Here is a 25,528-nt window from a genome sequence, read left to right as displayed (position 1 = left end):
AAGAAGGCTGCAACTGCTGTCAAGGCCGCTGCTCCCAAGAAGGCTGCAACTGCTGTTAAGGCCGCTGCTCCCAAGAAGGCTGCAACTGCTGTCAAGGCTGCTGCTCCTAAGAAGGCTGCAACGACTGCTAAGGCCGCTGCTCCTAAGAAGGCTGCAACGACTGCTAAGGCCGCTGCACCTAAGAAGGCTGCAACTGCTGTCAAGGCTGCTGCACCTAAGAAGGCTGCAACCGTTGCCAAAGCTGCTCCCGCCAAGAAGGCTGCAGCTCCTAAAAAGACTGCTGCCAAGAAAGCAACTGCCGCACCTGCTCCCGCAAATGCCGTGGCAGAAACTGCAGCACCTGTGGCTCAGACTCGCCTTGCACCTCAAGCTGCATGGCCCTTCCCCACAGGTAACAAGCCCTAACCAGCTCGCTGACCTGCACGCAATAAAAAAGCCCGATCTCGCTTGCGAGAGTCGGGCTTTTTTACATGCCTGATGTCAGCACACTGCGTGCACTGACCAAGGTATCAAGGCTGAAAGTCCAGCTGATAGTTTTGCGGGCCACGGTTCGCAATCTTCAACGCACCCATGCGATTGCCCAGTTCGGCGCAGCGCACCAGATCCCAACCACGCTCCAGGCCAAACAGGAAGGCACCGCGCCATGCATCGCCGCAACCGGTAGGGTCCACCACCGCAGCAGGCTTCACAGGGGCAACCAGCGTCTTCTCACCGCTCTGCCAGACTTCGCAACCTTCGGCACCCAGCGTCACGATCAGGCCCCGCACTTGCTGCGAGATTTGCGCAAAGCTCAGGCCGGTACGCTCGCTGAGCATCTTGCCTTCATAGTCGTTCACTGCAACCCAGTCGGCCTGCTCGATAAAGGCCTTGAGCTCGTCACCATTGAACATGGGCAAGCCCTGACCGGGATCGAACACAAACGGAATGCCAGCTGCCTTGAACTGCGCTGCGTGATCAATCATGGCCTGGCGACCATCAGGAGCGACGATGCCGACTTTGACCTCAGCAGCCATATCGGCCGTGATCTGGTTCTCGTGCGCCTGCATCATGGCGCCGGGGTGGAAGGCCGTGATCTGGTTGTTGTCACGGTCCGTCATGATCATGCACTGAGCCGTGTGCGTGCTCTGCAGCTGGCCCACGTGGCGGGTTTCAATGCCCAGCTCCTTGAAGCGCTGAACATAGTCAGCACCATCGCTACCCACCATGGCCATGGGGTGTGCGTCACCGCCCAGCAGCTTCAGGCTGTAGGCAATATTGCCGGCGCAACCACCAAAATCGCGGCGCAGCGTAGGCACCAGAAACGACACATTCAGAATGTGCAGCTGGTCAGGAAGAATCTGGTCCGCAAAACGACCTTCAAAGGTCATGATGTTGTCGAATGCCAGCGATCCACAGATCAAAGCAGCCATGGCGCTTTCTCTTTCAGAAATTGATTAGGGGTAAAAAACCAGTGCACGGTAGCCGGCCACGGGGGCATCAAGCTCCTGCACTTGAACAGACACACTGACGCTCCACTCCTGGTGGGCCTGCAACTGCTCTGGTGCACCAAGCGGCTTGAGATCGATCACGCGGCGGAGCAGCGGTTTGTCCTGCGCATCGGTCAGCGTCAGCTCGGCCATGGGCGTTGCCACGGAAAAATCGGAGCGGTTTTCCAGCGTCAAACTCCACTGGTACTGTTGCGCATCGGCCAGCTGCTTGAAGCCAGAGCCGCTGATCACCACATCGGCAATCTGGCGCCGCGCCTGCAGCTCGCAACCAGCCAGGCTGCACGCCTGGGTCAGAACCGGCGTCAGCGCTGGGTATTGCGCCGCCAGAGCATCGCGTTGCTGCCATGCATACTGACCTGCAACACCCGCCACAGCGGCCAGAGAACCCAGCACCAACACAGCGCGCATGCCAGTGGATTGCCAGAAGGCCTTGCGTCGCGCTTCGCGCACAAAGCCGGGCTCATCACTTTCAGACGAAGATTTTTCATCCTCATCCCCATGTTCGTCCGCGTCTTTGCCATCGCCCTTTTTCGCATCTGCATCAACAGGCAGCGATACAGCAGCAACGAGCTTTGGCTCATCCACATGGGTGGATAGCAGAGCATCCGCCGATACGACTTCTACCGCCGCATCTTCCTGTGCGTCGGGGTCTGATTCAGGGGCAAGCGGTGACTTGTCCTGTTCAGCTTGCACCGACTCAACCTGCGACTCATCATCTGCGACCAGAGGACGCGCCTGATCGACAAACGAAGGCTCTGCAGCCTCCTGCTCTTCTGCGGCTTCAGGCGAAGAATCGGACTCCGGTTCAGGCGCTGCAGGCGATTCAGGTGGGACTTGAGCCGCCTCCTGATCATCTATTTCCGCTGCCTGCTCCAGTGCAGCATCGACCTCGGCAGACTCCACATCTTGCGCTTCTTCAGAAGCCAGGATCGAATCATATGAGGCTACAGCCCTTTCCTCATCAGCGCTAGACGCTTCTAAAACAGGAGCATTCGATGCTTCAGCTGCATCTTGCTTCTGCACTGATTCTTGCTGCTCAGCAGGGGCCTGCACCGCTGGCTGCTGAGCTTTAGGCTCCAGCAATTCATCGGACACGGTCTGCAAGTCCTGAGATGCATCAAATACGCTTTGACACCTGCCACAGCGCACCCAGCCTTGCGAGATGCGCAACTGGTCTGCAACCACTTTGAAGCGGGTTCCACAGGAGGGGCAACGGGTAACTTGGCTCATCGGATTGCAATTGTAGGCAGCAACAAACCGCACCCGGTAAGGGGTGCGGGCATGTATCAGGATCAGGCGGCGCGCTGGGCGGTCATCAAGATCCAGCCGTCCTGGCTATCGGCCACCTCAAGCTTGAGGTAGGGGGCATAGGCTTCTTTGAGCTCGTCAGCCTGACGCTCCAGAATACCGGCCAGCACCAGATTGCCACCAGCCTGCACACGGCCGCACAGCAGCGGGGCCAGCACCTTGAGCGGCGTTGCCAGAATATTGGCCAGCACAGTCTGATATGTACCGCCAGCCGCATCAGGCAAACCTGCAGTGACCTGCACGTGGTTGGCGCTGCTGTTGTAGTTGGTGGACTCCACCGCCGCAGGGTCGATATCCACTGCGTCGATTTCAGTCGCGCCAAACTTGGCTGCGCCAATGGCCAGAATGCCGGAGCCACAGCCGTAGTCCAGCGTGCGGCCCAGCGTCCCCTTGGGCTGGCGTGCAATCCAGCGCAGGCACATGCGGGTCGTGGGGTGGGTACCGGTACCAAAGGCCAGACCGGGGTCAAGGCGAATGCTGACCTTGGCCTGCTCGGGCAATTCATGCCAGGTTGGCACAATCCAGAACTCGGGCGTGATGTCCACGGGCTCGAACTGCGATTGCGTCAGGCGCACCCAATCTTGATCGGGTACGGGCTTGACGGCCAGAATCTTGCAGCCTTCAAAAAAGTCCTGCGGTTGCAGCAGCTCGCGCGCTTCCACAGCCGCAGCTTCGGTTGGAAACAGCGCAATCACACGGCTGCGCTGCCAGCCATCCTTGGGCGCAGGCATGCCAGGCTCACCAAACAGCGCCTGCTCGGCATCTGTTTGCGCGTCAGCATCTTCAACGGACACGCTCAGTGCATCCAGTGCATCCAGCGCGTCGCTCATAGTTTCAACCCGGTCCTCCGGGCACAACAGGCTCAGCTCGTACATGGCCAATCCTTTCATGGGCCTACACAGTGCGAGATGCAAGGCCATGCCTCGATCTGCCTGGGTAAACCGTAGTTTCCTGAAAAACGAAAATGCTGGTCTCCGTTACCAGAGGCCAGCATGAGAGGTCAAAGCGGCAAATGCCCGCTCATCGCTTGGAAGGGTTGCGGCGTGTCAGCCACTCTTCCAGATAGTGGATGTTCGTGCCACCCTCAATGAACTTCGCGTCCACCATCAGATCCTGGTGCAGCGGAATATTCGTGTTGATGCCTTCAACCACCGTCTCCAGCAGCGCGGTGCGCATGCGGGCAATAGCCTGCTCGCGGGTATCGCCATACGTGATGATCTTGCCGATCATCGAGTCGTAGTTAGGCGGCACAAAGTAGTTGTTGTACACATGCGAGTCCACGCGCACGCCAGGGCCACCGGGGGCATGCCACATGGTGATGCGGCCAGGCGAAGGAGTGAACTTGTAGGGATCTTCAGCATTCACACGGCATTCAAAGGCATGGCCCTTGAATTCGATCTGGCGCTGCGTGAATGGCAGTTTCTCGCCGGCCGCCACCATGATCTGAGTACGCACAATGTCGATGCCCGTAATCATTTCAGTGATGGTGTGCTCGACCTGCACACGAGTGTTCATCTCGATGAAGTAGAACTCGCCGTTTTCGTACAGAAACTCGAAAGTGCCCGCACCGCGGTAACCGATCTTCTTGCAGGCGGTCACGCAGCGCTCACCGATACGCTCAATCAGCTTGCGGGGAATGCCTGGAGCCGGTGCTTCTTCAATCACCTTCTGGTGGCGGCGCTGCATGGAGCAGTCGCGCTCGCCGAGATAAACGGCGTTCTTGAAGGTATCGGCAATCACCTGAATTTCCACGTGACGTGGGTTTTGCAGGTACTTTTCCATGTAGACCGCAGGATTGCCGAAAGCTGCTGCAGCTTCCGCCTTGGTCATTTGCACAGCGTTCACCAGAGCGGCTTCGGTGTGCACCACGCGCATGCCGCGACCACCGCCACCACCGGAGGCCTTGATGATCACAGGGTAGCCCACAGCCTTGGCAATGCGCTTGATGAGTGCGGGATCGTCGGGCAATTCGCCGTCCGAGCCGGGCACGCAAGGCACGCCAGCCTTGATCATGGCCTGCTTGGCCGAGACCTTGTCACCCATGGTGCGGATGTTTTCAGGTGTCGGGCCAATGAAGGTGAAACCGCTTTTTTCAACGCGCTCGGCGAAATCAGCGTTCTCAGCCAGGAAGCCGTAGCCGGGGTGGATCGCCTCGGCGTCCGTCACCTCGGCAGCCGAGATGAGGGCCGGCATGTTGAGGTAGCTCAGTCCCGAGGGAGCTGGACCAATACACACGGCTTCGTCGGCGAGCTTGACGTACTTGGCATCACGGTCGGCTTCGGAATAAACCATCACCGCCTTGATACCCAGCTCACGACAAGCGCGCTGGATGCGCAGGGCAATTTCGCCCCGATTGGCAACCAAAATTTTCTTAAACATGAAGTTCCTCGCAGCTTGTTGCCTGCGCCTCAGCGCAGACCACTGCCAATGACCCAGTCGCGCAGCCAGTGGCTAGCGCACCTCGGCGCTGCAATGCGAGCTGCATGCAACGCCTCATGATCTATTACTCGATCACGAACAGAGGCTGGCCGTATTCCACCGCCTGGCCGTTTTCACCCAGAACGCGAACAATGGTGCCGCTCTTGTCGGCTTCGATCTCGTTGAGGATCTTCATGGCTTCAACGATGCAGATCGTGTCGCCTTCCTTGACCTGGCTGCCCACATCCACAAAGGCCTTGGCGCCTGGGCTGGAAGCGCGGTAGAAAGTGCCAACCATGGGCGACTTGACGACATGACCTTCCACAGCGGCTGCGGCAGGTGCTGCGGCGACGGGCGCGGCAGCTGCTGCAACAGGGGCGGCCATCATGGGGGCTACCTGCATGGGGGCGGCAACGTACTGCTGCTGCACCACACCTTCGCTCTTGACGATACGGACTTTGCCCTCTGCTTCGGTGATCTCCAGTTCCGACACATTCGATTCGGACACCAGGTCAATGAGGGTCTTGAGTTTTCGCAAATCCATGGGAGCTCCAGCGACGTAATTCTAAACAGGGCGCGAATTTACCTCAAATTCGGCCTTCTGCGCGCATTGGCGGATATTTTTCAATAACGTCACCAGGGAATTTTGCTCACCTACACTTTTCTGACGACAAGAGCAATGTTCATTCGCTCTATTTGCTCCAATTCGCCAGATCTTCGCTGGAAAGTTCACCTATTTTACGCTGCCTGACTTGACCTTGGCTGTCGAACAAAACCGTGAACGGCAGACCACCTTGCAAATTTCCCAGGGTTCGGGTAAGCCCTAGCCCGCCTTGCATGGCAATACCGACGGGGAACTGCACAGGTTGGCGCTGCAGAAACCGCTGCACCGCTTCAGACTTATCAACGGCCAAGCCGACTACTTGAATACCCTGAGCACCTTGTTTGGCCGCAAATTCACTGAGCATGGGCAGCTCTTTCACGCAAGGCGGGCACCAGGTCGCCCAGAAGTTGAGCAGAACTGGGCGACCTTTGAAGTCGGCCATGGCGAACGGTTTGCCGTCAGGCGTTTCGAAAACCTGGCTCCACAGTTGCGCTTCAGCGCTGGGGCCCATGGCCTGCGGCTGGCTGCGCAACCATGCAAAGCCCGCACCCGCAGCAGCGGCCACGCCAGCGACAGAGGCCGTCAACCAGAGGCGGCGGTTGCGCCTTTTGCCTTGCGAATCAGGGCTTGGCATCTCACTCATCACGACTCTCCTCCATTAGCTTGCGCAGAGCCTTGGCATCGCCACGCGGGCTGCGTCCTCGACTATCGGGCTTCATGGCGCCGCGCATATCGTCATGGTCATACACCATCAGGTGCACGCCCACGGTTTCATTGATCGGTTTGCACAGGGAGTGGATGGAGAGTGCCTCGACCGGCTTACCCTGAAAGCCAGTCACAGTGCTCGGCTCGTAGTTCACCTGGTTGTTGATCAAAGCAATTTCTGCGGACTTGGAGTCATCGCAAAACAATTGCAGATAAATATCGGACAAGCGCGTGGCTGTACCGCGCCAGACTGCCCCGGCCAGATGCGGGCGAAATTCCTGCAGCCGGTCCATCCAGACCAGCGCCAGCTCGCGCAGCGCCAGCAGCTCTCGCGGCTGGGTTTCGCCGCAGAACAGCTCTATATATTCACGCACCGCCTCTTCAAGCTGGTCGTTATCGGGCAGCGCGGTGCGGCTGGGCAAGGCCAGCTGGCGCACGGCGCGCTGCTTAGCCGGGCCCCACTCCAACCCTTCTTCGACCACGATGCGGGCCGCTGTCTGAGCGATTTCAGCCGTCAAATTATCCAAACTCATAGCGCGCTCTTCCGTAGATCCCGCAGCGGTGTGCAACGCGGGTCATTTGCAGACATTGTGGCCCATGAAAGCGCGGGCACTTTGGCCTATTCCGCACAAGGCTGATGTTTTGATAGCTGGCAGCGCTTGATAGATCTCATCCTCAAAGTAAAAACACTTTCAAACTAATATAAATAAGGCGCAACCAGCTATCAATTTGATAAGAAAGGTTACTGGCAGCGCCTGCGCAATCGATAGATCGCCCTCAGGGCCTGCGCGCAAACGTAGAATCCCCGGCCATGCACATTCATATTCTGGGCATTTGCGGCACCTTCATGGGAGGTCTGGCCGCCTTGGCGCGTGAAGCGGGTCATAAGGTGACGGGCTGCGATGCGGGCGTCTACCCGCCAATGAGCGATCAGCTGCGCCAGCTGGGTATTGAGCTGATTGAGGGCTATGGCGCCGATCAGATCGCGCTCAAGCCCGATATGTATGTGATCGGCAACGTCGTCAGCCGCAAGCACCTGCCCGACGGCTCACCCAAATTCCCGCTGATGGAAGCCATTCTGGACACCGGTGCCGCCTACACCAGCGGCCCGCAGTGGTTGGCGGAACATGTGCTGCGCGGTCGCCATGTTCTGGCAGTCGCGGGTACGCACGGCAAGACCACCACCACATCCATGCTGACCTGGGTGCTGGAATGCGCAGGCCTGCAACCAGGCTTTCTGGTGGGCGGTGTGCCGCTGGACTTTGGTGTCTCCGCCCGTCTGGGCGCGCTCAAGCGCCCCACGACCGGCCCCGGCCCTATGGGCAACGAGCCCGTGTTTGTGATTGAAGCCGATGAATACGACACGGCCTTCTTCGACAAGCGCAGCAAGTTTGTGCACTACCGCCCTCGCACGGCCGTGCTGAACAATCTCGAATTCGATCACGCGGACATCTTTGATGATCTGGCCGCCATTGAGCGCCAGTTCCACCATCTGGTGCGCACCGTGCCCTCCACCGGTCGCGTAGTGACTAATGGCCTGGAAGAAAGCCTGACCCGCGTGCTGACTCAAGGCTGCTGGAGCGAAGTGCGCGCTTTCGGCTCTGCCGTCAGCGATTTCAGCGCCGAAGGCGACCCCAGCGACTTCGCCGTGCTGCGCCATGGCAAAAAGGTGGGCCAGCTGAGCTGGTCGCTGACTGGCGTGCACAACCAGCTCAACGCGCTGGCAGCCATTGCTGCCGCAGACCATCTGGGCGTAAGCGCCGAAGTCGCCTGCGAAGCCCTGTCACGCTTTCAGAACGTCAAGCGCCGCATGGAACTGCGCGGCACCGTGAACGGCATTGAGGTCTATGACGACTTTGCCCACCACCCCACAGCCATCCGCACCACGCTGGACGGCCTCCGCCGCAAGCTCGGCCCCAATGCCCGCATCCTCGCCGTCTTCGAGCCCCGCAGCAACACCATGAAGCTGGGCACCATGAAAAGCCAGCTGCCCTGGTCGCTGGAAAGCGCTGATCTCGTCTTCTGCCATACCGCCGGGCTGGACTGGGATGCCGCAGAAGCCATGGAATCCATGGGCGTAGGCCCCGACAAGCGTGCTCAAGTCGCTGGCGATATCGACACCTTGATCGCCCAGATCACCGCAGCGGCCAAGCCCGGCGACCATATCGTCGGCATGAGCAACGGCGGGTTTGGCGGCATCCACGCCAAGCTGCTCGAAGCGCTGAAGTAAGCCAGAAACAAAAATGCCCGCTGAGAAATCAACGGGCATTTTTCTTGGCACAGCCACAACCCAAGGCACCGAGCAAGAGCCGCCTCGCGGCGAAGATGCCGTCCTCCTCTGGGGGAAGCCGCAAAGCGGCTCAGGGGGAGCTTAATAACTAATCGACATCGCCGGCACATCCACCCGAATCAGCGGCTTGGACAGCACTGCCTGAGCGGCCACCGCATAAGTGTTGCGCCAGTCTGGGCTCTCAAACAACTCGGGGCGATTACGCGCTTCACGCGCGACGACGACCAGCTTGTCGGCCAGCAGCACCTTACCGGTGGCTCGCAAAGGCTCGCATTCGAGCGAGATAAATTGCTGATCCAGCCAGCGACGACCTTCATCCGAGCTCACCGTCGGCAGAGACTGGGTATCGACCCGGTATTCCAGGTCATCACCCAAAACCACGATTACTTCACTACGCATATATCTCCTCTCACTTCTGGTGACTGTTGCACCATTCGTTGTTATGACCACAGCTTAATAGTGGCCGAGGGGCTGAAGACGCTGCAAGCTGACAGCTTGCAAACAGCTGCGGCAACCAGTGCAGGCCCTAGCAAGATCAACCAGACATCACAGCGGTTACAGAAAAATGGTGTGCGCAGTGGTGAATAACCAATTAATTTGATAGCACCGAGTGCATACTTGGTATGAATATAGGGGCAAAAGTGTCTTTTTCAACCCCTATTAAGAAACCGTAACTCCATTGTTATTGAGCCCCGTCAGAGCGGGCTTGAAATTTCAACGAGAGCACTTACATACTTGGCAGCTTATTTGTGCGCCGCACAGCAACGCCTTCAGGAGCCCATGACCATGACCGCTGAAAACATCTATCAAGAATTGCGCGAGAACCTGCAGCAACTGGAAGTTGAGCTGCAAACCCAGAGACTCTGGTCAGCAGTAGCTCCTGATCCCAAGGCGCTGGAGTCCACAACGCCCTTTATGTATGACACCCTCAAGCTGCACGAATGGCTGCAGTGGGTCTACATTCCGCGCCTGCGCGCCCTGATGGATGCCAAGGGCGCCCTGCCTCATCAAAGCCATGTCTACCCGCTAGCCAGCCATGAGTGGGAGCAGCACACCCACTTCGACAAAGGTCAATTGCTGCGTCTCATCAACCGCATTGATGCAACCCTCAACGGCTGCGAGATGACCCCCGAATCCGCTCCAGACGCCAAGCACTGAGCCAGCACCTGATTTATATAACCCTATAGATAAGCAAACAGGCCACAAGACGCGATTGTCTTGTGGCCTGTTTCATTCAAGCAAGGCGCGCAGATCAGGCTGCGACTTCAGCTTCTTTAACGCCAGCCAGCGCAGCCTGACGGCGCTGGAGCACGGCTTGCGACAACTCTTCCATCGTGGCCACAGAGTCATCCCAGTTCAGGCAGGCATCGGTAATGCTCTGGCCATAGGTCAGCTTGCTGACCTCGTCCTTGCCGGGGGTGAACTTCTGGGCACCGCCGACCAGGTGGCCTTCAATCATCACGCCGAACACGCTGTTCGAGCCACCGGCGATCTGAGCAGCGATGTCACGGGCGACATCCTTCTGGCGCTCGTGCTGCTTGCTGCTGTTGGCGTGGCTGCAGTCCACCATCAAGGTAGGCGTCAGACCTGCGGCTTCCAGATCCTTGCAGGCTGCTGCCACATGATCCGCATCATAGTTAGGCGTCTTACCGCCGCGCAAAATGACGTGGCAATCTTGATTGCCGCCAGTGTGCACGATGGCAACCTGACCATTCTTGTGCACCGACAAGAAGTGGTGACCACGGCTAGCGGACTGGATAGCGTCTGTTGCAATACGAATATTGCCGTCTGTGCCGTTCTTGAAGCCGATAGGCGCCGAGATACCCGAAGCCAGCTCGCGGTGCACCTGGCTTTCCGTCGTACGGGCACCAATCGCGCCCCAGCTGATCAGGTCGGCGATGTACTGGGGAGAGATCACATCCAGAAATTCGCTGGCAGCAGGCACGCCCAAGCGGTTGATGTCGATCAGCAGCTGGCGTGCAATGCGCAGGCCTTCATCGATGCGGTAGCTCTGATCCAGGTAGGGGTCGTTGATCAGACCCTTCCAGCCCACCGTGGTACGGGGCTTCTCGAAGTACACGCGCATCACCACTTCCAGCGTGTCCTTGTACTGCTCACGCACCACGGCCAGGCGGCGGGCGTATTCCAGAGCAGCAGCAGGATCGTGAATCGAGCAAGGGCCGACGATGACCAGCAAGCGGTCATCCTCGGCACGCATGATGTTGTGGATGCTGCGGCGGGTGTCGCTGATCAACGTCTCCACGGCAGTGCCGCAGATGGGGAAGAAGCGAATGAGGTGCTCTGGAGGGGGTAACACTGTGATGTCCTTGATACGTGCGTCATCGGTCTGGCCTGTCTTGGGAGAACCGGTGCGATACCAGGAGTCAGTGGCGGAAGTGTTCAGAGCAGTCATGGCAATCTTTCGTGAAGTCTTTGATCTTTGAAAACCGGGGGAGCTGGAACGTGGGCATAAAAAAACCGCCGGGCTTTGCAGCTTCGGCGGTTTTTTGGGAGGTGTTTGCGGGGTGCGCGCTATTACCTCTCAGCCGCCTGGGGTGAGAGCCAAAAGTAAAAGAAATAAGCGCGTTGGGTTTGCATGTCTTTCAATGTAGCACAGCTCTTTTGCAATGCAACATCAGCGGCAGGCGCAAAAGTCTTGTTTAAAAAACACTTCTCCTCTGAATACAGGAATTTCTTAAACTATTTTCAAACGCAATATTTTTGCGTTTTTTTAATTTTTTTAGAATTTTATTGATTTGAAAACGATTTATTCCAAAATCAATGCAATTTTTCAGCGAAGCCGCAATATTTATCGCTTAGCCATCCAATACCCTGAGAAACCGCTCTTTTCAAGCATTTCCAGAACCCAGAAATAACAAAACCCCGGCCTGCCATGCAGAGCGGGGTTGAGCATTTCAGCGGGCAAGCCGCCGAAAAGTACCATATCAGGCCGTTCCGCCGACCGTCAGGCCATCGATGCGCAGCGTAGGCTGGCCCACGCCCACAGGCACGCTCTGGCCTTCCTTACCGCAAGTGCCCACGCCGGAGTCCAGGCGCATGTCGTTGCCGATCATGCTGATGTGCTTGAGCGATTCTGGGCCGCTACCGATAATGGTCGCGCCCTTGACGGGGTACTGGATCTTGCCGTTTTCCACCCAATAGGCTTCGCTGGCCGAGAACACAAACTTGCCGCTGGTAATGTCCACCTGCCCACCGGCGAAGTTGCTGGCGTACAGGCCCTTCTTGATGGAGCCGATGATTTCCTGCGGGTCCTTATCGCCACCCAGCATGTAGGTGTTGGTCATGCGCGGCATAGGGATGTGCGCATAGCTTTCACGGCGGCCATTACCCGTGGGCTTGACGCCCATGAGGCGGGCATTCATCGAATCCTGAATGTAGCCCTTCAAAATACCGTCCTCAATCAGCACATTGCGCTGGCTGACGTGGCCTTCGTCGTCCACATTGAGCGAGCCACGGCGGTCGGGGATCGTGCCGTCGTCCAGCACAGTGACGCCCTTGGCGGCCACGCGCTGACCAATGCGGCCGCTGAAGGCGCTGGAGCCCTTGCGGTTGAAATCGCCTTCCAGACCATGGCCGACGGCTTCATGGAACAGCACGCCGGGCCAGCCCGAACCAAGCACCACCGTCATCACACCCGCAGGCGCGGGGCGTGATTCGAGGTTGACCAGTGCGGAGTGCACGGCTTCATCCACGTACTGGGTGATTTGCTCGTCGCTGAAGTAAGCCAGACCAAAGCGACCGCCACCGCCGGAAGAGCCCACCTCACGGCGGCCCTTTTGCTCAGCAATGACGGTGACCGACAGGCGCACCAGCGGTCGCACGTCAGCGGCCAGCGTGCCATCGGCACGGGCGACCATCACCACATCGTATTCGCTGGCCAGGCCGGCCATGACCTGCACCACGCGAGGGTCCTTGGCACGAGCCAGCTTTTCCACCTTGCCTAGCAGCTCGACCTTGGCCGTGCTGTCCATCGTGCTGATGGGGTCCAGCTCAGGGTAGAGAGAGCGGCTTTGCGCAATCTTCTGGACGCCAGCCTTGACGCGGCGTGTCTGGGTTGCGCTGGAGATGGAGCGCACGGTGCGTGCGGCATCCAGCAAGGAAGCTTCGGAAATATCGTCGGAATAGGCAAAAGCCGTCTTCTCGCCGCTGACAGCGCGAACGCCCACGCCTTGATCAATAGAGAAGGAGCCGGTCTTGACGATGCCCTCTTCCAGGCTCCAGCCTTCGGCACGGGTGTACTGGAAGTAGAGATCGGCGTCATCCACCTGGTGCGAGCGAATTTCGGCAAGCGCGCGCGCAAGATGGGTTTCGTCCAGGCCGAAAGGCTCAAGCAGCAACTGACGGGCCGTGGCCAAGCGTTCGATGGTGGGTTCGCGGGAAATCATGGATACATTGTAGAGATAGCGACAAGTCCTGACGCGTTGGTGGATGCACCATAAAAAAGAGCGGAATGTCCCCCCACCAGGCTGGACAACATTCCGCTCTATTCACTCGCGCAGGTTTCTGTGCTGCCCGCATTGCATCACAGAAGCCCCTTGGGCCTTTGCCGCTCCCGCATGATCGGTCTTCTGGCCCCTCCAGAGTCGTTTGTAAACGCTGTTTACACTCCAGGCAATAGGTCAAAGGGAACTACTAACAATTTTCAATGATCTAAAAGCGCCCTCGCTTCATTAAATCAGAGTCAAATCACGCGCTATCGCTTTATAGATAAGCGCTAGCAGCTTCTTTTTTAATAGCAGTTAGTTTTCCCCGGATTTTTACCCATGGGGAATATGCCCATCACCGCCCGGTAACTGACGCTGCGCCCGCGAGACCGACATCAGCACACCTAGCGCCAGCCCCAGCGTGACCATGGCGGTGCCGCCATAGCTGATAAAGGGCAAAGGCACGCCCACCACGGGAAGAATGCCGCTGACCATGCCCATGTTCACAAAGGCATAGGTAAAGAAAATCATGGCCACTGCGGAGGCCATCAGGCGACCAAACAGCGAGTTCGCATGCATGGCAATCGCCAGGCCGCGCCAGACCAGCAGCAAGAAGCCAACGATGATGAACAGATTGCCCACCAGCCCGAACTCTTCGGAATAGGCCGCAAAGATGAAGTCGGTGGTGCGCTCGGGGATGAATTCGAGGTGGGTCTGGGTGCCGGCCATGAAGCCCTTGCCCCAGATACCGCCCGAGCCGATGGCGATCATGCCCTGAATGATGTGAAAGCCCTTGCCCAGCGGGTCACGCGTGGGGTCCAGCAGTGTGCAGACTCTGGTGCGCTGGTAGTCATGCAGCAGATACCAGCTCACGCCGTCAGCGCAGAGCTGCGGCTCAAACCAGACGATGAGAAAGATGCCGACCACGGCCAGCACCACAGGCGGCACGATCAGCTTCCAGGGCAGGCCCGCAAAGAAGATGACGGACAGGCCCGCAGCCATCACCAGCAGCGAAGTGCCCAAGTCAGGCTGCTTCATGATCAGCCCCACGGGAACCATGAGCAGCACAAAGGCAATGGCAAAGTCTGAAGCACGCAAATTGCCTTCGCGGCGCTGAAACCACCACGCCAGCATCAGCGGCGTGGCAATTTTCAAAATCTCAGAGGGCTGAATCACCACGCCCACATTCACCCAGCGCGTGGCCCCCTTCTTGGTAATACCAAAGAGCACCACAGCGACCAGCAGCGCCACGCCCACGGCATACAGCGGCACCGCCACCTTCATCAGTTGCTGCGGCGGTATCTGCGCCAGCAAAAACAGCAGGCCCGCCGCAATCAGCATGTTGCGCCCGTGATCCACAAACCGCGTACCGTGATCGAAGCCCGCCGAGTACATGGCCAGCAGCCCGGCCCCCGCCAGCATGGCTATAAACAAAAGCAGCAGGAAGTCAAAGCCGCGAAACAGCGGAACAATGCGCTGCAACAGCGAGGGTTTATCGAATTCGATGGCGGACATGGGCGGCAATTATCGGGGGAGCAGACCACCGTGCGCGTTGCAAGGTTGAGCTTTGCTGACGACTCACTACTGATGCACCTCATTCATCCCGCTACAGGCCTTCCCCGCTGATAGGCTAAGGCGTAAACAGTCCACAATGCTCAGGACTGAAAAGCTGTTTTATTTACGAGAGGAGATTGCCGCCATGACAACCACCCACCTGCTTTATCTGCACGGCTTTCGCTCCTCCCCTCAATCCAACAAGGCCCGCATCATGGCGGACTACGTCAGCGCCAAGCACCCAAAAGTGCGCTGGTGGTGCCCGCAGTTGCCGCCTTCCCCGCGCGATGCCGCGTCTTTGATTGCCGAAGGCATTGCCAACTGGCCGCGCCAGAGCATGGCCGTCATGGGCTCATCGCTGGGCGGTTACTACGCCAGCTGGGTGGCGCAACTGGCCCGCTGCAAGAGCGTGCTGATCAACCCAGCCGTAAACCCGGCCCGCGATCTGGAGAAATACATTGGCGAGCAGGCCAGCTGGCATGACCCGGAAGAAAAATTCTTCTTTCGCCCTGAATACATCGATGAATTGCGCCTTCTAGACACCCGCAGCATGACGCCAGCAGCCCCGGAGATGGTTTTGATCGCCCAGGGCGACGAGGTACTGGACTGGACAGAAATGAGTGAACGCTACCCCCACGCCCTGCAACTAGTGCAGGAAGGGGGCGATCATGCCCTGTCTAATTTTGAGGAATACCTGAGCCGCGTGGAAGAATTTCTGACCCTGGCTTGAGCTCAACCAGGAATTCAGACCACGCCAGGTCGTCCGCTCGTGGGAAAATACACGGCTATGCACGCACTGTTTGAAGAAGCCGGCAAATTTCTGGCCGGACGCATCCTCTCTGAAGCCGAATCCTCTGCCCAAGTCGAACTGGACTCGGGCAAGCGGGTCAAGGTCAAGTCCGCCAATATCCTGCTCAAGTTCGAGAAACCGGCTCCCGCCGAGCTGATGGCCCAGGGCCAGGCACTGGCGAGCGAGATCGATCTGGATCTGGCCTGGGAATTTGCGCCCGATGAAGAGTTTGGCTTTGCCGACTTGGCGCGCGACTATTTTTCCGAATCTGCCACGCTGGCGCAGCAGGCTGGCGCGCTGTTCTGCCTGTTTGATGCACCGCACTACTTCCGCCGCGCAGGCAAGGGCCGCTTCAAGAAAGCGTCCGCTGAAATCCTGCAGCAGGCGCTGGCCGCCATTGAAAAGAAAAAGCTGATTCAGGCGCAGATTGACGGCTGGGCCGAAGAACTGGGCCGCGGCGAATGCCCTCAGGCCATTCGCGAGCAGCTCTACAAAATTCTGTTCAAGCCTGACAAGAACGCGCCTGAATACAAGGCCGTGGTCGAGGCCAGCCGCGCCACCCGCATGGCACCACTGGACCTGCTGCACCGCGCAGGCGCCATCGACTCGGCCTACCAGTTCCACTGGAAGCGCTTCCTGTTCGACAACTTCCCCAAGGGCACGGGCTTCCCGGCTCTGGAAGCGCCCCAGCCACCTGCAGACCTGCCTCTGGCCGATGTCAAGGCGTTCTCCATCGACGATTCGGCCACCACCGAAATCGACGATGCCCTGTCCGTCACAGGTCTGGGTACGGGCACCGTCTCCGTGGGTATTCACATTGCAGCCCCCGGCCTGGCCATCACGCCCGGCAGCGATCTGGACAAGCTGGGCCGCAACCGCCTGTCCACGGTCTACATGCCCGGCTACAAGATCACCATGCTGCCCGATGAGGTGGTGCAGATCTACACGCTGGATGAAGGCCGCGCCAACCCCGCCGTGTCGCTGTACGTGACCATCAACGAGGAAACGCTGGAGACCGTCGCCAGCGAAACCCGCCTTGAGCGCGTGCCCGTGGATGTCAACTTCCGCTACGACAAGCTCGACCACATCGTGACTGAAGAGTGGCTGAGCGATCCGTCGATTGAGGTCGAAAACACGCCAGAGTCCTTGCTGAACAAGCGCAAGGATCTCACATTTTTGCAGCGCTGGTCCAAATTCCTCAAGGCCAACCGCGAAGTGGTTCGTGGCAAGCCCGAGAACTTCAGCCGCCCAGACTACAACTTCCGACTCGTCGGTAACGACGGCGCCGAACCCAATGGCAACGAGCAGGTGCAAATCTCCGTGCGCAAGCGCGGCGCGCCGCTGGACCTGATCGTGGCCGAAGCCGCGATTGTGGCCAACAGCACCTGGGGCCTGATGCTGGCCGAGCACGGTGTGCCCGGCATCTACCGCAGCCAGGCCAGCCTGGCCCCCGGCATGAAGGTGCGCATGAGCACCAAGGCGCTGCCCCACGCAGGTATTGGCGTGAAGGCCTATTCCTGGGCCACCTCGCCGCTGCGCCGCTATGTGGACCTGGTTAACCAGTGGCAGATCATTGCCTGCGCCCGCAACGGCAAGACGGCAGCACTGGCTGCGCCCTTCAAGCCCAAGGATGCTGAGCTGTTCGGCATCATCAGCAGCTTTGACGGAGCCTACAGCGCCTACAACGGCTATCAGGCCGGCATGGAGCGTTTCTGGACACTCAAGTATCTGGAGCAGAACGGCATTACCGAACTGACGGCCAGCGTCTTCAAGGAAGGCCCCAATGGCTCTTTCCTGGTGCGCGCCGACAATCTGCCGCTGGTGCTGCCTGTGCTGGGCGCGCAAAACCTGCCGCGTGGTGCACATATCCGCATCAAGCTCGGCGAGATTGACGAAATCTCGCTGGACATCACCGGCACGCTGATCGAACGTCTGGATGCCAGCGCCGATGCACAGGCCGAAGGTGACGACAGCGGCGAAGACGATGACGACACCGTGGCCGGCCCAATCGCCATTGCGGTGGACATGAACGACGCCGAAGCCCCTGCTGCCGACAAGCCACAGTCCTGACCTCTACTCACCATCGCCCTGACGCCGCCGTGAAACTGCCCTCCTCTCTTCAACGACTGAGTACGCTGCAGCTGGCGCTGGGCGTGTCGATTGCCGTACATGCCGTATTGCTGACCATCCGGTTTGTAGACCCTGAGAACTTCGAGCGCGTGTTTCAGGACACGCCACTGGAAGTGATTCTGGTCAACGCCCGTGCCAACGAGATACCGGACAAGGCTGCGGCCATTGCCCAGACCTCGCTGGCCGGCGGCGGCGATGCGGAAAAGGGCCGGGCCACCAGCCCCATGCCCTACTCGGCCCTCACGGCTGTGGGCGATGATTTTGAGGAAAAGCAGCGCCAGCTCGACGCCATGGAGGAGCAGCAACATCATTTGCTGACCCAGCTGCGCCAGCAGGTCGCCGCGCTGCCACCCATGGACCCGCGCCTGAACGCCGAGAATCCGGCCAAGGAATCGCAGGAAGAAAAACGGCTGCAGCTCATCAAGATGCTGGCCGAGATTGAAAAGCGCATCAACGCCGAGAACGCTCGCCCCAAAAAGCGCTACATCAGCCCCGCGACCAAGGAAGCCGTGTATGCCGTCTATTACGACGCGCTGCGCCGCAAGGTGGAAGACAAGGGCACAGAGAACTTCCCCGAAAGCAAGGGCCAGAAGCTCTACGGCGAGCTGGTCCTTGTGCTGACCGTGAACCATGATGGCCGCGTGCTGTCCTCCGAAGTGGTAGAAGGCTCGGGCAACCGTATGCTGGATACCCGTGCCGAAGCCATTGCCCGCGCCGCTGGCCCCTACGGCCACTTCGGCCCAGCCATGCGCACCAAGGCCGATCAGATCGCTGTGGTCTCACGCTTTCGCTTCACCCGCGACCAGACGCTGGAAACCAACGTGAACTAAGCCCCCGGCTGCCCTCTACCCGCATCACCAGCGGCTGCTGCGGCAGCCCCGACTTTCATGACCGCCATCACCGACTCGTACTGCGTTGCAGGCAACCCCGTTGCCCATAGCCGCTCCCCCTGGATTCACGCCCGCTTTGCTGAACTGACAGGCCAGCAACTGAGCTATGAGCGCGCACTGGTCGCGCTCGACGGCTTTGCCGCCTTTGTGCAGGACTTCGCCGCCGCCGGTGGCAAGGGCTGCAACGTCACCGTGCCCTTCAAGCTGCAAGCGGCCGAGCTGGCCACCAGCGCCAGCGAACGTGTGCGTCTGGCTGGTGCGGCCAACACCCTGGTCTTCAGCGCCAGCGGCATTCATGCTGACAACACCGATGGTCTGGGCATCGTGGCCGATATCACCCGCAACGCATGCATACCGATTGCCGGGTGCGATGTGCTGCTGCTGGGGGCAGGTGGCGCAGCCGCTGGGGCACTGGGCTCGCTGATTGAGCAACAGCCGCGCCGCATCGTCGTCACCAACCGCACACAGGCCAAGGCCGTGGCCCTGATTGCGCAGCATGCAGCCATTGCCGCGCTACATAAAGTAGAGCTGGTATCGCTTGACAGACAAGCGCTAGAAGCCGATTTAACCCAATGCTTCGACATCGTCATCAACGCCACCGCCAGCAGCCTGGCCGGGGCTGATGTGCCCGCGCCCGCCAGCGTGCTGCACGCACGCACTCTGGCTTACGACATGATGTATGGCCCCGCTGCTCAGAATTTTCTGGACTGGGCCAGCAGCCATGGCGCGCTAGCCCGCGACGGCCTTGGCATGCTGGTGGAGCAAGCCGCTGAATCCTTTGCCATGTGGCGCGGCGTGCGCCCGCCATCGACTCAAGTCCTGGCTGAATTACGAGAGCTGCAGCAAACCGAAGCAGCGCGTTAATACAGCCTGTTCGCTATGAAAGCCTTTGCCCGTCTGCTCCTGCTGGTGCTTTGCGCAGCTTTGCTGCTGCAATTATTTTTTGTAGCACGTATCGCAGTCATGGCTTGGCTTGACCCGGAATCCACAACCTATCAGCGCTCTGAAGCGTGGCAGCTGGCCCATAGCGAAGACGGTCTGCGCTGGCGCCAGCAATGGGTGGACTACGGAAAAATCTCCAGCAATTTGACGCGTGCGGTGATTGCGTCTGAAGACGCTGGCTTTATGGATCACCACGGCGTGCAGTGGGATGCGATCCAGAAGGCCTGGCAGCGCAACGCAAAGGCAGAAGCCAAGGCAGGGCAAAGCGATAGCGGAAAACCGGCCAAGGTCTATGGCGGCTCCACCATCACCCAGCAACTGGCCAAGAACCTGCTGCTGTCTGGCGAGCGTAATTTTCTGCGCAAGGGGCAAGAGCTGCTGCTGGCCCAGTTGCTGGAGCTGATGCTGAGCAAGCAGCGCATTCTGGAGATTTATCTCAACAATGTGGAATGGGGCCATGGCGTGTTTGGTGCCGAGGCTGCTGCCCAGCACTACTTTCGCAAAAGCGCCGCCCAGCTCAGCGCCAGTGAGGCAGCCCGGCTGGCCGCCATGCTGCCTGCGCCCAAGCGCTTTGAAAAAATGCCACAGTCGCGTTATCTGGCTCAGCGCACCCGCACTATTGCAAGATACATACCGATGGTGACCGCCCCTTGAGAAGCGCTACATTCAAACCATGCGAATTCTAGGAATCGACCCCGGTCTGCAGACCACGGGCTTTGGCGTTATCGACATGGCAGGCCAGCGCCTGAGCTATGTAGCCAGCGGCACCATACGCACCAACAAGATGGAGCTGGGCGATCTTCCAGGTCGCCTTAAGGTGCTGTTTGACGGCATTTCGGAAGTCACTTCACGCTACAGCCCTGATTGCTCTGCGGTGGAAATCGTCTTCGTCAACGTCAACCCCCAGTCCACCCTGCTGCTGGGGCAAGCACGCGGCGCAGCATTGACGGCACTGGTCAATGCCAACCTGCCTGTGTCTGAATACACCGCCCTGCAGATGAAGAAAGCCGTGACCGGCCATGGCCGTGCGGCGAAGAATCAGATTCAGGAAATGGTCAAACGCCTGCTGCAGCTGCCCGGCCTGCCCGGCACCGATGCCGCCGATGCACTGGGGCTGGCCATTACCCATGCTCACGCCCATGCGGCCATGAGCTTGATGGCCAAATCCACCGATCTGCAGCGCAAGCAGCACGCAATGTTCAAGGGCGGAAGAGTTTATTGATTCCCCCTGCGCCGCTTTCAGCTTCGTCCCGAGGGGACGACAGCCTCTAAACTAGGCCGTGCGGTTTTGATACCCAGACACAAAAAGCCGTGGCTCACCACGGCTTTTTTATTGCTCATTCAGCTTCTTAATAGCTGCCCAGCACCATGGAGGCGATCACACCCGTGGCAATGCCGATCAGCAGATAGTCGCTGCCGTTCTGTACCCATTGATAGCCACGCGGAGGAGCCGAGAGATGGTGACCGCGCCAGTCGTTGACGACATAGTGGTGCGAGCGGTACTGGGGCGGCACGCGGTAGCCGCGCTGCCAGTTGTGGTCAGGGCCTGCGCCACGGCGGTCATGGCGGTTATCAGCCCGGCGGTCGTCATAACGGCGATCGTCACGGCGCTGGTTGTCGTTGTTGCGACCACGGTCATCATGGCGACCGCCATGGCGCATGTCTTGCGAACCATGGCCGGGAGGCGGGCCGGGTTGAGCCTGAACGGCCAGACTCCCCAGACCCAGACAGGCAGCGACGGAGGCGGAAAGAATGCGAGAGGTCAGGCGGGACATAATTTTTCCTTTCTGAAGCAAGGCACTCAACAGATTTCGAGGCCATGCCTGCATCTTCGCCAAATCACGCCCAGCGGCAAGCCGAACTAGGGTCTTTTACCGCTTTTTTGCCTGCGCTTTACAAAGCAAATACAGCTGTAGCGCTTATGTATCAAGCACTGACAGCTATGCATTTCAAATGCATAAACATCAGCATATCGCCAATGCCTAGATCACGCGCCCCACAAACATCACGGCAAAAAAGGCCAAACCGGCAATCACCGTCCACTTGAACAGCAAAAATCCCAGACGCTTGTACGACTGCTGACCAGTCCCGAGATAGAAGGCAAAGCTCAAAGCCGAAGCCAGAATCAGCAGCGTGGCCAGCCAGCGAAAGATCAGCATGCTGTCTCGCTCACCAGGCCTGCGCCGGCAGAGCAAAGCCTTGAGGTGCCTGACGCTCGTTCTCGAAGGTCACGATCTCCCAGGTCTCGGGCTGAGCCATCATGGCCCGCAGCAGCTTGTTGTTCAGGCCATGGCCTGAACGAAAGGCGCTATAGGCTCCAAGGATGGGCTTGCCGATCAGGTACAAGTCTCCGATGGCATCCAAAATCTTGTGTTTGGCAAACTCGTCGTCATAGCGCAGGCCATCGCTGTTGAGGACTTTGTAGTCGTCCATGACGATGGCGTTATCCAGCCCACCGCCCAATGCCAGACCGTTGTTGCGCAGCATTTCCACATCCTTGGTAAAGCCAAAGGTGCGGGCACGGGCGATGTCGCGGGTGTAGTTGTCCAGCCCCATATCAAACTCCACACACTGCCCCGTGGAATCCACCGCAGGATGAGCAAAGTCGATCTCAAAGCGCAGCTTGAAGCCGTGGTAAGGGTCAAAACGCGCCCACTTCAAGCTCTGGCCTTCACCTTCGCGCACTTCAACCGGGCTCTTGATGCGGATAAAGCGCTTGGGGGCTTTTTGCAGCTCAATGCCTGCGCTTTGCAGCAAAAACACGAAGGACGAAGATGATCCATCCAGAATCGGCACTTCTTCAGCCGTGATGTCCACATAGATGTTGTCGATGCCCAGACCGGCAATGGCCGACATCAGATGCTCCACCGTATGCACCTTGGCACCACCGGTGCCGATGGTGGAAGCCATGCGCGTATCTGTCACGGCCTCGGGAGAAATAGGAATTTCCACAGGCTCAGGCAAATCCACGCGACGAAACACGATGCCGGTATCAGGCTGGGCAGGGCGTAGTGTCAACTCGACACGCTGGCCGCTGTGCAGGCCCACGCCTACGGCACGGGAAATAGTCTTGATGGTGCGTTGCTGAAGCATGTCGTTATTTTAAATGCGACAACCCCGAGAAGGCATAGGCCCACCCAGGGTTGTCTTAATCGCTGCGATACAGCGAATTGATGGAGGGCTCGCTGCTTAACGCACCAGAGGACCTTACGGCTGACTCTCAAACACTGGCGTACTCGAAGTCAGAGACACCAAGGAAGGGCAGCCCCGCACCTAGGGTGTCGTCCCCCTCCCGCGAAGCGAGAGAGGGGGAAGGCGCAAAGCGCCTCAGGGGGTGACCAACGATCAGTCAGCCTGCTTGCGCAGGAATGCGGGGATTTCCACATCATCCATGCCGCCAGACGCCAGTGCGCTCACGCGCTCCGAAGCCTGAGTGCGGTTGGTGCGCCAGACGCTGGGCACATTGGTGTTGGCTGTGCCGTAGTCCATGCCACCGATAGGAGGCAGACCCACTGCAACGTTGTCAGTACCCGTGCGCAAACCACCCTGCACCACCTGAATGTTCTGGCGACGCACGTTGGGGCGCGACAGGCCGGTTGCCACCACGGTCACGCGGATTTCGTCACCCAGCGAGTCGTCGTAGGCAGCGCCGTAGATCACGTGTGCATCAGGCGAAGCGTAGGCATTGATGGTGGACATGGCCAGACGCGACTCGGACAGCTTCAGGCTGCCCTTAGCGGCGGTCACCAGCACCAGCACGCCCTTGGCGCCAGACAGATCGATGCCTTCCAGCAGTGGGCAAGCCACTGCTTGCTCGGCAGCAATGCGGGCACGGTCAGGGCCTGCGGCCTTGGCGGTACCCATCATGGCCTTGCCAGGCTCGCCCATCACGGTGCGCACGTCTTCAAAGTCGACGTTCACATGGCCGTACTCGTTGATGATTTCGGCAATACCGCCCACGGCGTTCTTCAGAACATCGTTGGCATGGGCAAAAGCCTCATCCTGGGAGATATCGTCACCCAGCACGTCGAGCAGCTTTTCGTTGAGCACCACGATCAGCGAGTCCACATTCGCTTCCAACTCGGCCAGGCCGTTGTCAGCGTTTTGCATGCGGCGACCGCCTTCCCAGTCGAAAGGCTTGGTCACCACACCCACCGTCAGAATGCCCATCTCCTTGGCCACTCGAGCGATCACGGGAGAAGCACCGGTACCCGTACCACCACCCATGCCAGCTGTAATGAAGAGCATGTGCGCGCCTTCAATCGCAGCGCGAATATCGTCCACAGCCAGCTCAGCAGACTCACGACCCTTTTCAGGCTTGCTGCCTGCGCCCAGGCCGCTGCCACCCAAATGGATGGTGCGATGGGCGCGGCTGCGCAGCAGAGCTTGAGCATCGGTATTGGCCGTGATGAATTCAACGCCTTGCACGCTGCGCTCAATCATGTGGTCAACGGCGTTGCCGCCGCCGCCGCCGACGCCGATCACCTTGATCTGCGTGCCTTGGTTGAATTCTTCAGTTTCAATCATGTCGATAGGCATGGTGATGCTCCTGTTCTCTAGTGGTGGTTTGTCGCTGCTGTGGAAAAGAAATCGTCGAAACGTGAGGCGTTGGCTGTCGTCGCCTTCGATACCGAAAAAAGTCTATCGAAGGGGGCCCGGTAATGAACATGCGATGAGGGTTCATGTCAGAAGTTCCCCACGATAAAGTCCTTGAATCGGCCAAAAGCAGTCTTCATGGAACCGCTCTTCTGGGCCACCTTGTAGCCGCGCATGCGTGCCAGGCGTGCTTCATCGAGCAGGCCCATCACGGTGGCGGCACGGGGCTGGGCAACCATGTCGGCCAGCGCACCCGAATATTTAGGAAGACCACGGCGCACAGGCTTGAGGAAGATGTCCTCGCCCAGCTCGATCATTCCGGGCATGACGGCACTGCCGCCGGTGAGCACGATGCCCGAGGACAGTACTTCTTCGTAGCCCGACTCGCGGATGACTTGCTGCACCAGCGAGAAAATTTCTTCTACGCGCGGCTCAATCACACCCGCCAGCGCCTGCTTGCTGATCATGCGGGGGCTGCGGTCGCCAAGGCCCGGCACTTCGACTTGCGCATCGGGGTCGGCCAGCAGTTGCTTGGCATAGCCGCTTTCGACCTTGATATCTTCGGCATCCTTGGTGGGCGTGCGCAGCGCCATGGCGATGTCGCTGGTGATCAGATCACCGGCAATCGGAATCACGGCCGTGTGACGAATAGCGCCCCCCGTGAAGATGGCCACATCGGTCGCACCCGCACCGATATCCACCACCGCCACACCCAGCTCACGCTCGTCGTCGGTCAGCACGGCTTGGGCGGATGCCAGTGGGTTGAGCAGCAACTGCTCTACTTCCAGGCCACAGCGGCGCACGCACTTGATGATGTTCTCGGCAGCGCTTTGCGCACCGGTCACGATATGAATCTTGGCTTCGAGGCGAATGCCGCTCATGCCGATGGGCTCGCGCACTTCATGGCCGTCAATGACGAACTCCTGCGCTTCCACCAGCAGCAGACGCTGGTCGGACGAGATATTGATGGCCTTGGCGGTTTCCATCACGCGGGCCATATCGGTGGACGAGACTTCCTTGTCCTTGATGGCCACCATGCCGCTGGAATTGAGGCCACGGATATGGCTGCCCGTGATGCCGGTACAGACCCGCTGAATTTTGCAGTCAGCCATCAGCTCGGCCTCTTTCAGGGCCTGCTGAATGCTCTGCACGGTAGCGTCAATGTTGACAACCACGCCGCGCTTGAGGCCGTTGCTGGGCGCTACACCCAGACCTGCCAGCTTGAGCTCTCCATTGGACAGAACCTCAGCCACCACAGCCATGACTTTGGCTGTGCCGATATCCAGCCCAACGATCACATCCTTGTATTCTCTTGCCATATCAGCATCCGCCCTCGGTAAGTTCCGTCTTGTCTTTATGTGCGCCTTGC

24 protein-coding genes and 1 pseudogene are annotated in these 25,528 nt (G+C 59.1%); 9 read left to right on the top strand and 16 right to left on the bottom strand.

The annotated features are described in order from the left end of the window. A pseudogene (locus tag RSF91_RS06015) lies at positions 1-405 on the top strand (hypothetical protein); the annotation flags it as partial. Between the two features lie 104 nt (positions 406-509). On the opposite strand, the gene RSF91_RS06010 reads toward RSF91_RS06015, so the two are convergent. The 7 genes from RSF91_RS06010 to RSF91_RS05980 form a co-directional block, all read right to left on the bottom strand. Beyond that, a complete protein-coding gene (locus tag RSF91_RS06010; RefSeq protein WP_332567561.1) occupies positions 510-1,409 on the bottom strand; it encodes a carbohydrate kinase family protein in 900 nt (299 codons plus the stop codon). 24 nt (positions 1,410-1,433) lie between these two features. Further along, the gene (locus RSF91_RS06005; protein ID WP_332567560.1) at positions 1,434-2,717 is read right to left on the bottom strand and encodes a DUF3426 domain-containing protein; all 1,284 of its coding nucleotides are present in this window, start codon (positions 2,715-2,717) and stop codon (positions 1,434-1,436) included. 62 nt (positions 2,718-2,779) lie between these two features. Next, a complete protein-coding gene (prmA, locus tag RSF91_RS06000) occupies positions 2,780-3,670 on the bottom strand; it encodes a 50S ribosomal protein L11 methyltransferase (protein ID WP_332567559.1) in 891 nt (296 codons plus the stop codon). 145 nt (positions 3,671-3,815) lie between these two features. Next, positions 3,816-5,174: an acetyl-CoA carboxylase biotin carboxylase subunit gene (accC, locus tag RSF91_RS05995; RefSeq protein ID WP_332567558.1), complete on the bottom strand. Its 1,359-nt coding sequence runs from the start codon at positions 5,172-5,174 to the stop codon at positions 3,816-3,818. A gap of 124 nt (positions 5,175-5,298) precedes the next feature. Then, positions 5,299-5,757, bottom strand: coding sequence for an acetyl-CoA carboxylase biotin carboxyl carrier protein (accB, locus tag RSF91_RS05990; RefSeq protein WP_332567557.1), 459 nt, complete (start codon positions 5,755-5,757; stop codon positions 5,299-5,301). A 148-nt stretch (positions 5,758-5,905) separates the two neighbouring features. Next, positions 5,906-6,451: a TlpA family protein disulfide reductase gene (locus RSF91_RS05985; RefSeq protein ID WP_442878806.1), complete on the bottom strand. Its 546-nt coding sequence runs from the start codon at positions 6,449-6,451 to the stop codon at positions 5,906-5,908. A gap of 1 nt (position 6,452) precedes the next feature. Continuing rightward, positions 6,453-7,055, bottom strand: a complete 603-nt coding sequence (locus tag RSF91_RS05980; protein ID WP_332567555.1) for a hypothetical protein — start codon at positions 7,053-7,055, stop codon at positions 6,453-6,455. A gap of 278 nt (positions 7,056-7,333) precedes the next feature. Between RSF91_RS05980 and mpl the strand changes: the two genes are divergently transcribed. Then, a complete protein-coding gene (mpl, locus tag RSF91_RS05975; protein WP_332567554.1) occupies positions 7,334-8,752 on the top strand; it encodes a UDP-N-acetylmuramate:L-alanyl-gamma-D-glutamyl-meso-diaminopimelate ligase in 1,419 nt (472 codons plus the stop codon). Between the two features lie 141 nt (positions 8,753-8,893). Here the strand turns inward: mpl and RSF91_RS05970 are convergent, their stop codons facing one another. Continuing rightward, the gene (locus RSF91_RS05970; protein ID WP_332567553.1) at positions 8,894-9,211 is read right to left on the bottom strand and encodes a hypothetical protein; all 318 of its coding nucleotides are present in this window, start codon (positions 9,209-9,211) and stop codon (positions 8,894-8,896) included. 387 nt (positions 9,212-9,598) lie between these two features. Between RSF91_RS05970 and RSF91_RS05965 the strand changes: the two genes are divergently transcribed. Then, positions 9,599-9,970, top strand: coding sequence for a YqcC family protein (locus RSF91_RS05965; protein ID WP_332567552.1), 372 nt, complete (start codon positions 9,599-9,601; stop codon positions 9,968-9,970). 94 nt (positions 9,971-10,064) lie between these two features. On the opposite strand, the gene RSF91_RS05960 is transcribed toward RSF91_RS05965, so the two are convergent. The 3 genes from RSF91_RS05960 to rodA all read right to left on the bottom strand — a co-directional run bounded on the left by RSF91_RS05960 (position 10,065) and on the right by rodA (position 14,772). Next, on the bottom strand, positions 10,065-11,225 hold the full coding sequence (locus RSF91_RS05960) for a 3-deoxy-7-phosphoheptulonate synthase (RefSeq protein WP_332567551.1): 1,161 nt from the start codon (positions 11,223-11,225) through the stop codon (positions 10,065-10,067). Between the two features lie 532 nt (positions 11,226-11,757). Next, positions 11,758-13,218: a metalloprotease TldD gene (gene tldD / locus RSF91_RS05955; RefSeq protein WP_332567550.1), complete on the bottom strand. Its 1,461-nt coding sequence runs from the start codon at positions 13,216-13,218 to the stop codon at positions 11,758-11,760. Between the two features lie 372 nt (positions 13,219-13,590). Next, a complete protein-coding gene (gene rodA, locus RSF91_RS05950; RefSeq protein ID WP_332567549.1) occupies positions 13,591-14,772 on the bottom strand; it encodes a rod shape-determining protein RodA in 1,182 nt (393 codons plus the stop codon). Positions 14,773-14,956: 184 nt separating this feature from the next. On the opposite strand from rodA, the gene RSF91_RS05945 reads away from it, so the two are divergent. Genes RSF91_RS05945 through ruvC form a run of 6 tightly spaced genes read left to right on the top strand, consistent with a single transcriptional unit; the run spans position 14,957 to position 20,785 of the window. After that, positions 14,957-15,541: a YqiA/YcfP family alpha/beta fold hydrolase gene (locus RSF91_RS05945; RefSeq protein ID WP_332567548.1), complete on the top strand. Its 585-nt coding sequence runs from the start codon at positions 14,957-14,959 to the stop codon at positions 15,539-15,541. Between the two features lie 57 nt (positions 15,542-15,598). Next, positions 15,599-17,671: a ribonuclease catalytic domain-containing protein gene (locus RSF91_RS05940; RefSeq protein WP_332567547.1), complete on the top strand. Its 2,073-nt coding sequence runs from the start codon at positions 15,599-15,601 to the stop codon at positions 17,669-17,671. 29 nt (positions 17,672-17,700) lie between these two features. Further along, positions 17,701-18,561, top strand: coding sequence for an energy transducer TonB (locus tag RSF91_RS05935; RefSeq protein WP_332567546.1), 861 nt, complete (start codon positions 17,701-17,703; stop codon positions 18,559-18,561). A 57-nt stretch (positions 18,562-18,618) separates the two neighbouring features. Beyond that, positions 18,619-19,485 carry a shikimate dehydrogenase gene (gene aroE / locus RSF91_RS05930; protein ID WP_332567545.1) on the top strand — a complete coding sequence of 289 codons (867 nt, stop codon included), beginning with the start codon at positions 18,619-18,621 and terminating at the stop codon, positions 19,483-19,485. A 15-nt stretch (positions 19,486-19,500) separates the two neighbouring features. Further along, positions 19,501-20,217 carry a monofunctional biosynthetic peptidoglycan transglycosylase gene (gene mtgA / locus RSF91_RS05925; protein WP_332567544.1) on the top strand — a complete coding sequence of 239 codons (717 nt, stop codon included), beginning with the start codon at positions 19,501-19,503 and terminating at the stop codon, positions 20,215-20,217. Between the two features lie 19 nt (positions 20,218-20,236). Beyond that, a complete protein-coding gene (gene ruvC / locus RSF91_RS05920; RefSeq protein WP_099735722.1) occupies positions 20,237-20,785 on the top strand; it encodes a crossover junction endodeoxyribonuclease RuvC in 549 nt (182 codons plus the stop codon). A gap of 127 nt (positions 20,786-20,912) precedes the next feature. Here the strand turns inward: ruvC and RSF91_RS05915 are convergent, their stop codons facing one another. From RSF91_RS05915 to ftsA, 5 genes are all read right to left on the bottom strand, one after another. Continuing rightward, entirely contained in the window at positions 20,913-21,338 is a 426-nt protein-coding gene (locus tag RSF91_RS05915) for an RcnB family protein (RefSeq protein ID WP_332567543.1), read from the bottom strand. Between the two features lie 207 nt (positions 21,339-21,545). Continuing rightward, entirely contained in the window at positions 21,546-21,722 is a 177-nt protein-coding gene (locus RSF91_RS05910) for a hypothetical protein (RefSeq protein WP_332567542.1), read from the bottom strand. 10 nt (positions 21,723-21,732) lie between these two features. Next, entirely contained in the window at positions 21,733-22,656 is a 924-nt protein-coding gene (lpxC, locus tag RSF91_RS05905; RefSeq protein WP_332567541.1) for a UDP-3-O-acyl-N-acetylglucosamine deacetylase, read from the bottom strand. Positions 22,657-22,908: 252 nt separating this feature from the next. Then, the gene (gene ftsZ / locus RSF91_RS05900) at positions 22,909-24,102 is read right to left on the bottom strand and encodes a cell division protein FtsZ (protein WP_332567540.1); all 1,194 of its coding nucleotides are present in this window, start codon (positions 24,100-24,102) and stop codon (positions 22,909-22,911) included. 146 nt (positions 24,103-24,248) lie between these two features. Then, positions 24,249-25,478, bottom strand: coding sequence for a cell division protein FtsA (gene ftsA, locus RSF91_RS05895; protein ID WP_099735718.1), 1,230 nt, complete (start codon positions 25,476-25,478; stop codon positions 24,249-24,251). Between the last annotated feature and the right edge of the window lie 50 nt (positions 25,479-25,528).

Origin of the sequence: Comamonas sp. (assembly GCF_036643215.1) — a bacterium.
Taxonomy (GTDB): domain Bacteria; phylum Pseudomonadota; class Gammaproteobacteria; order Burkholderiales; family Burkholderiaceae_C; genus Comamonas.
The sequence above is the reverse complement of the archived record's forward strand: the minus strand, read 5'-3'. Positions and strand labels throughout refer to the sequence as shown.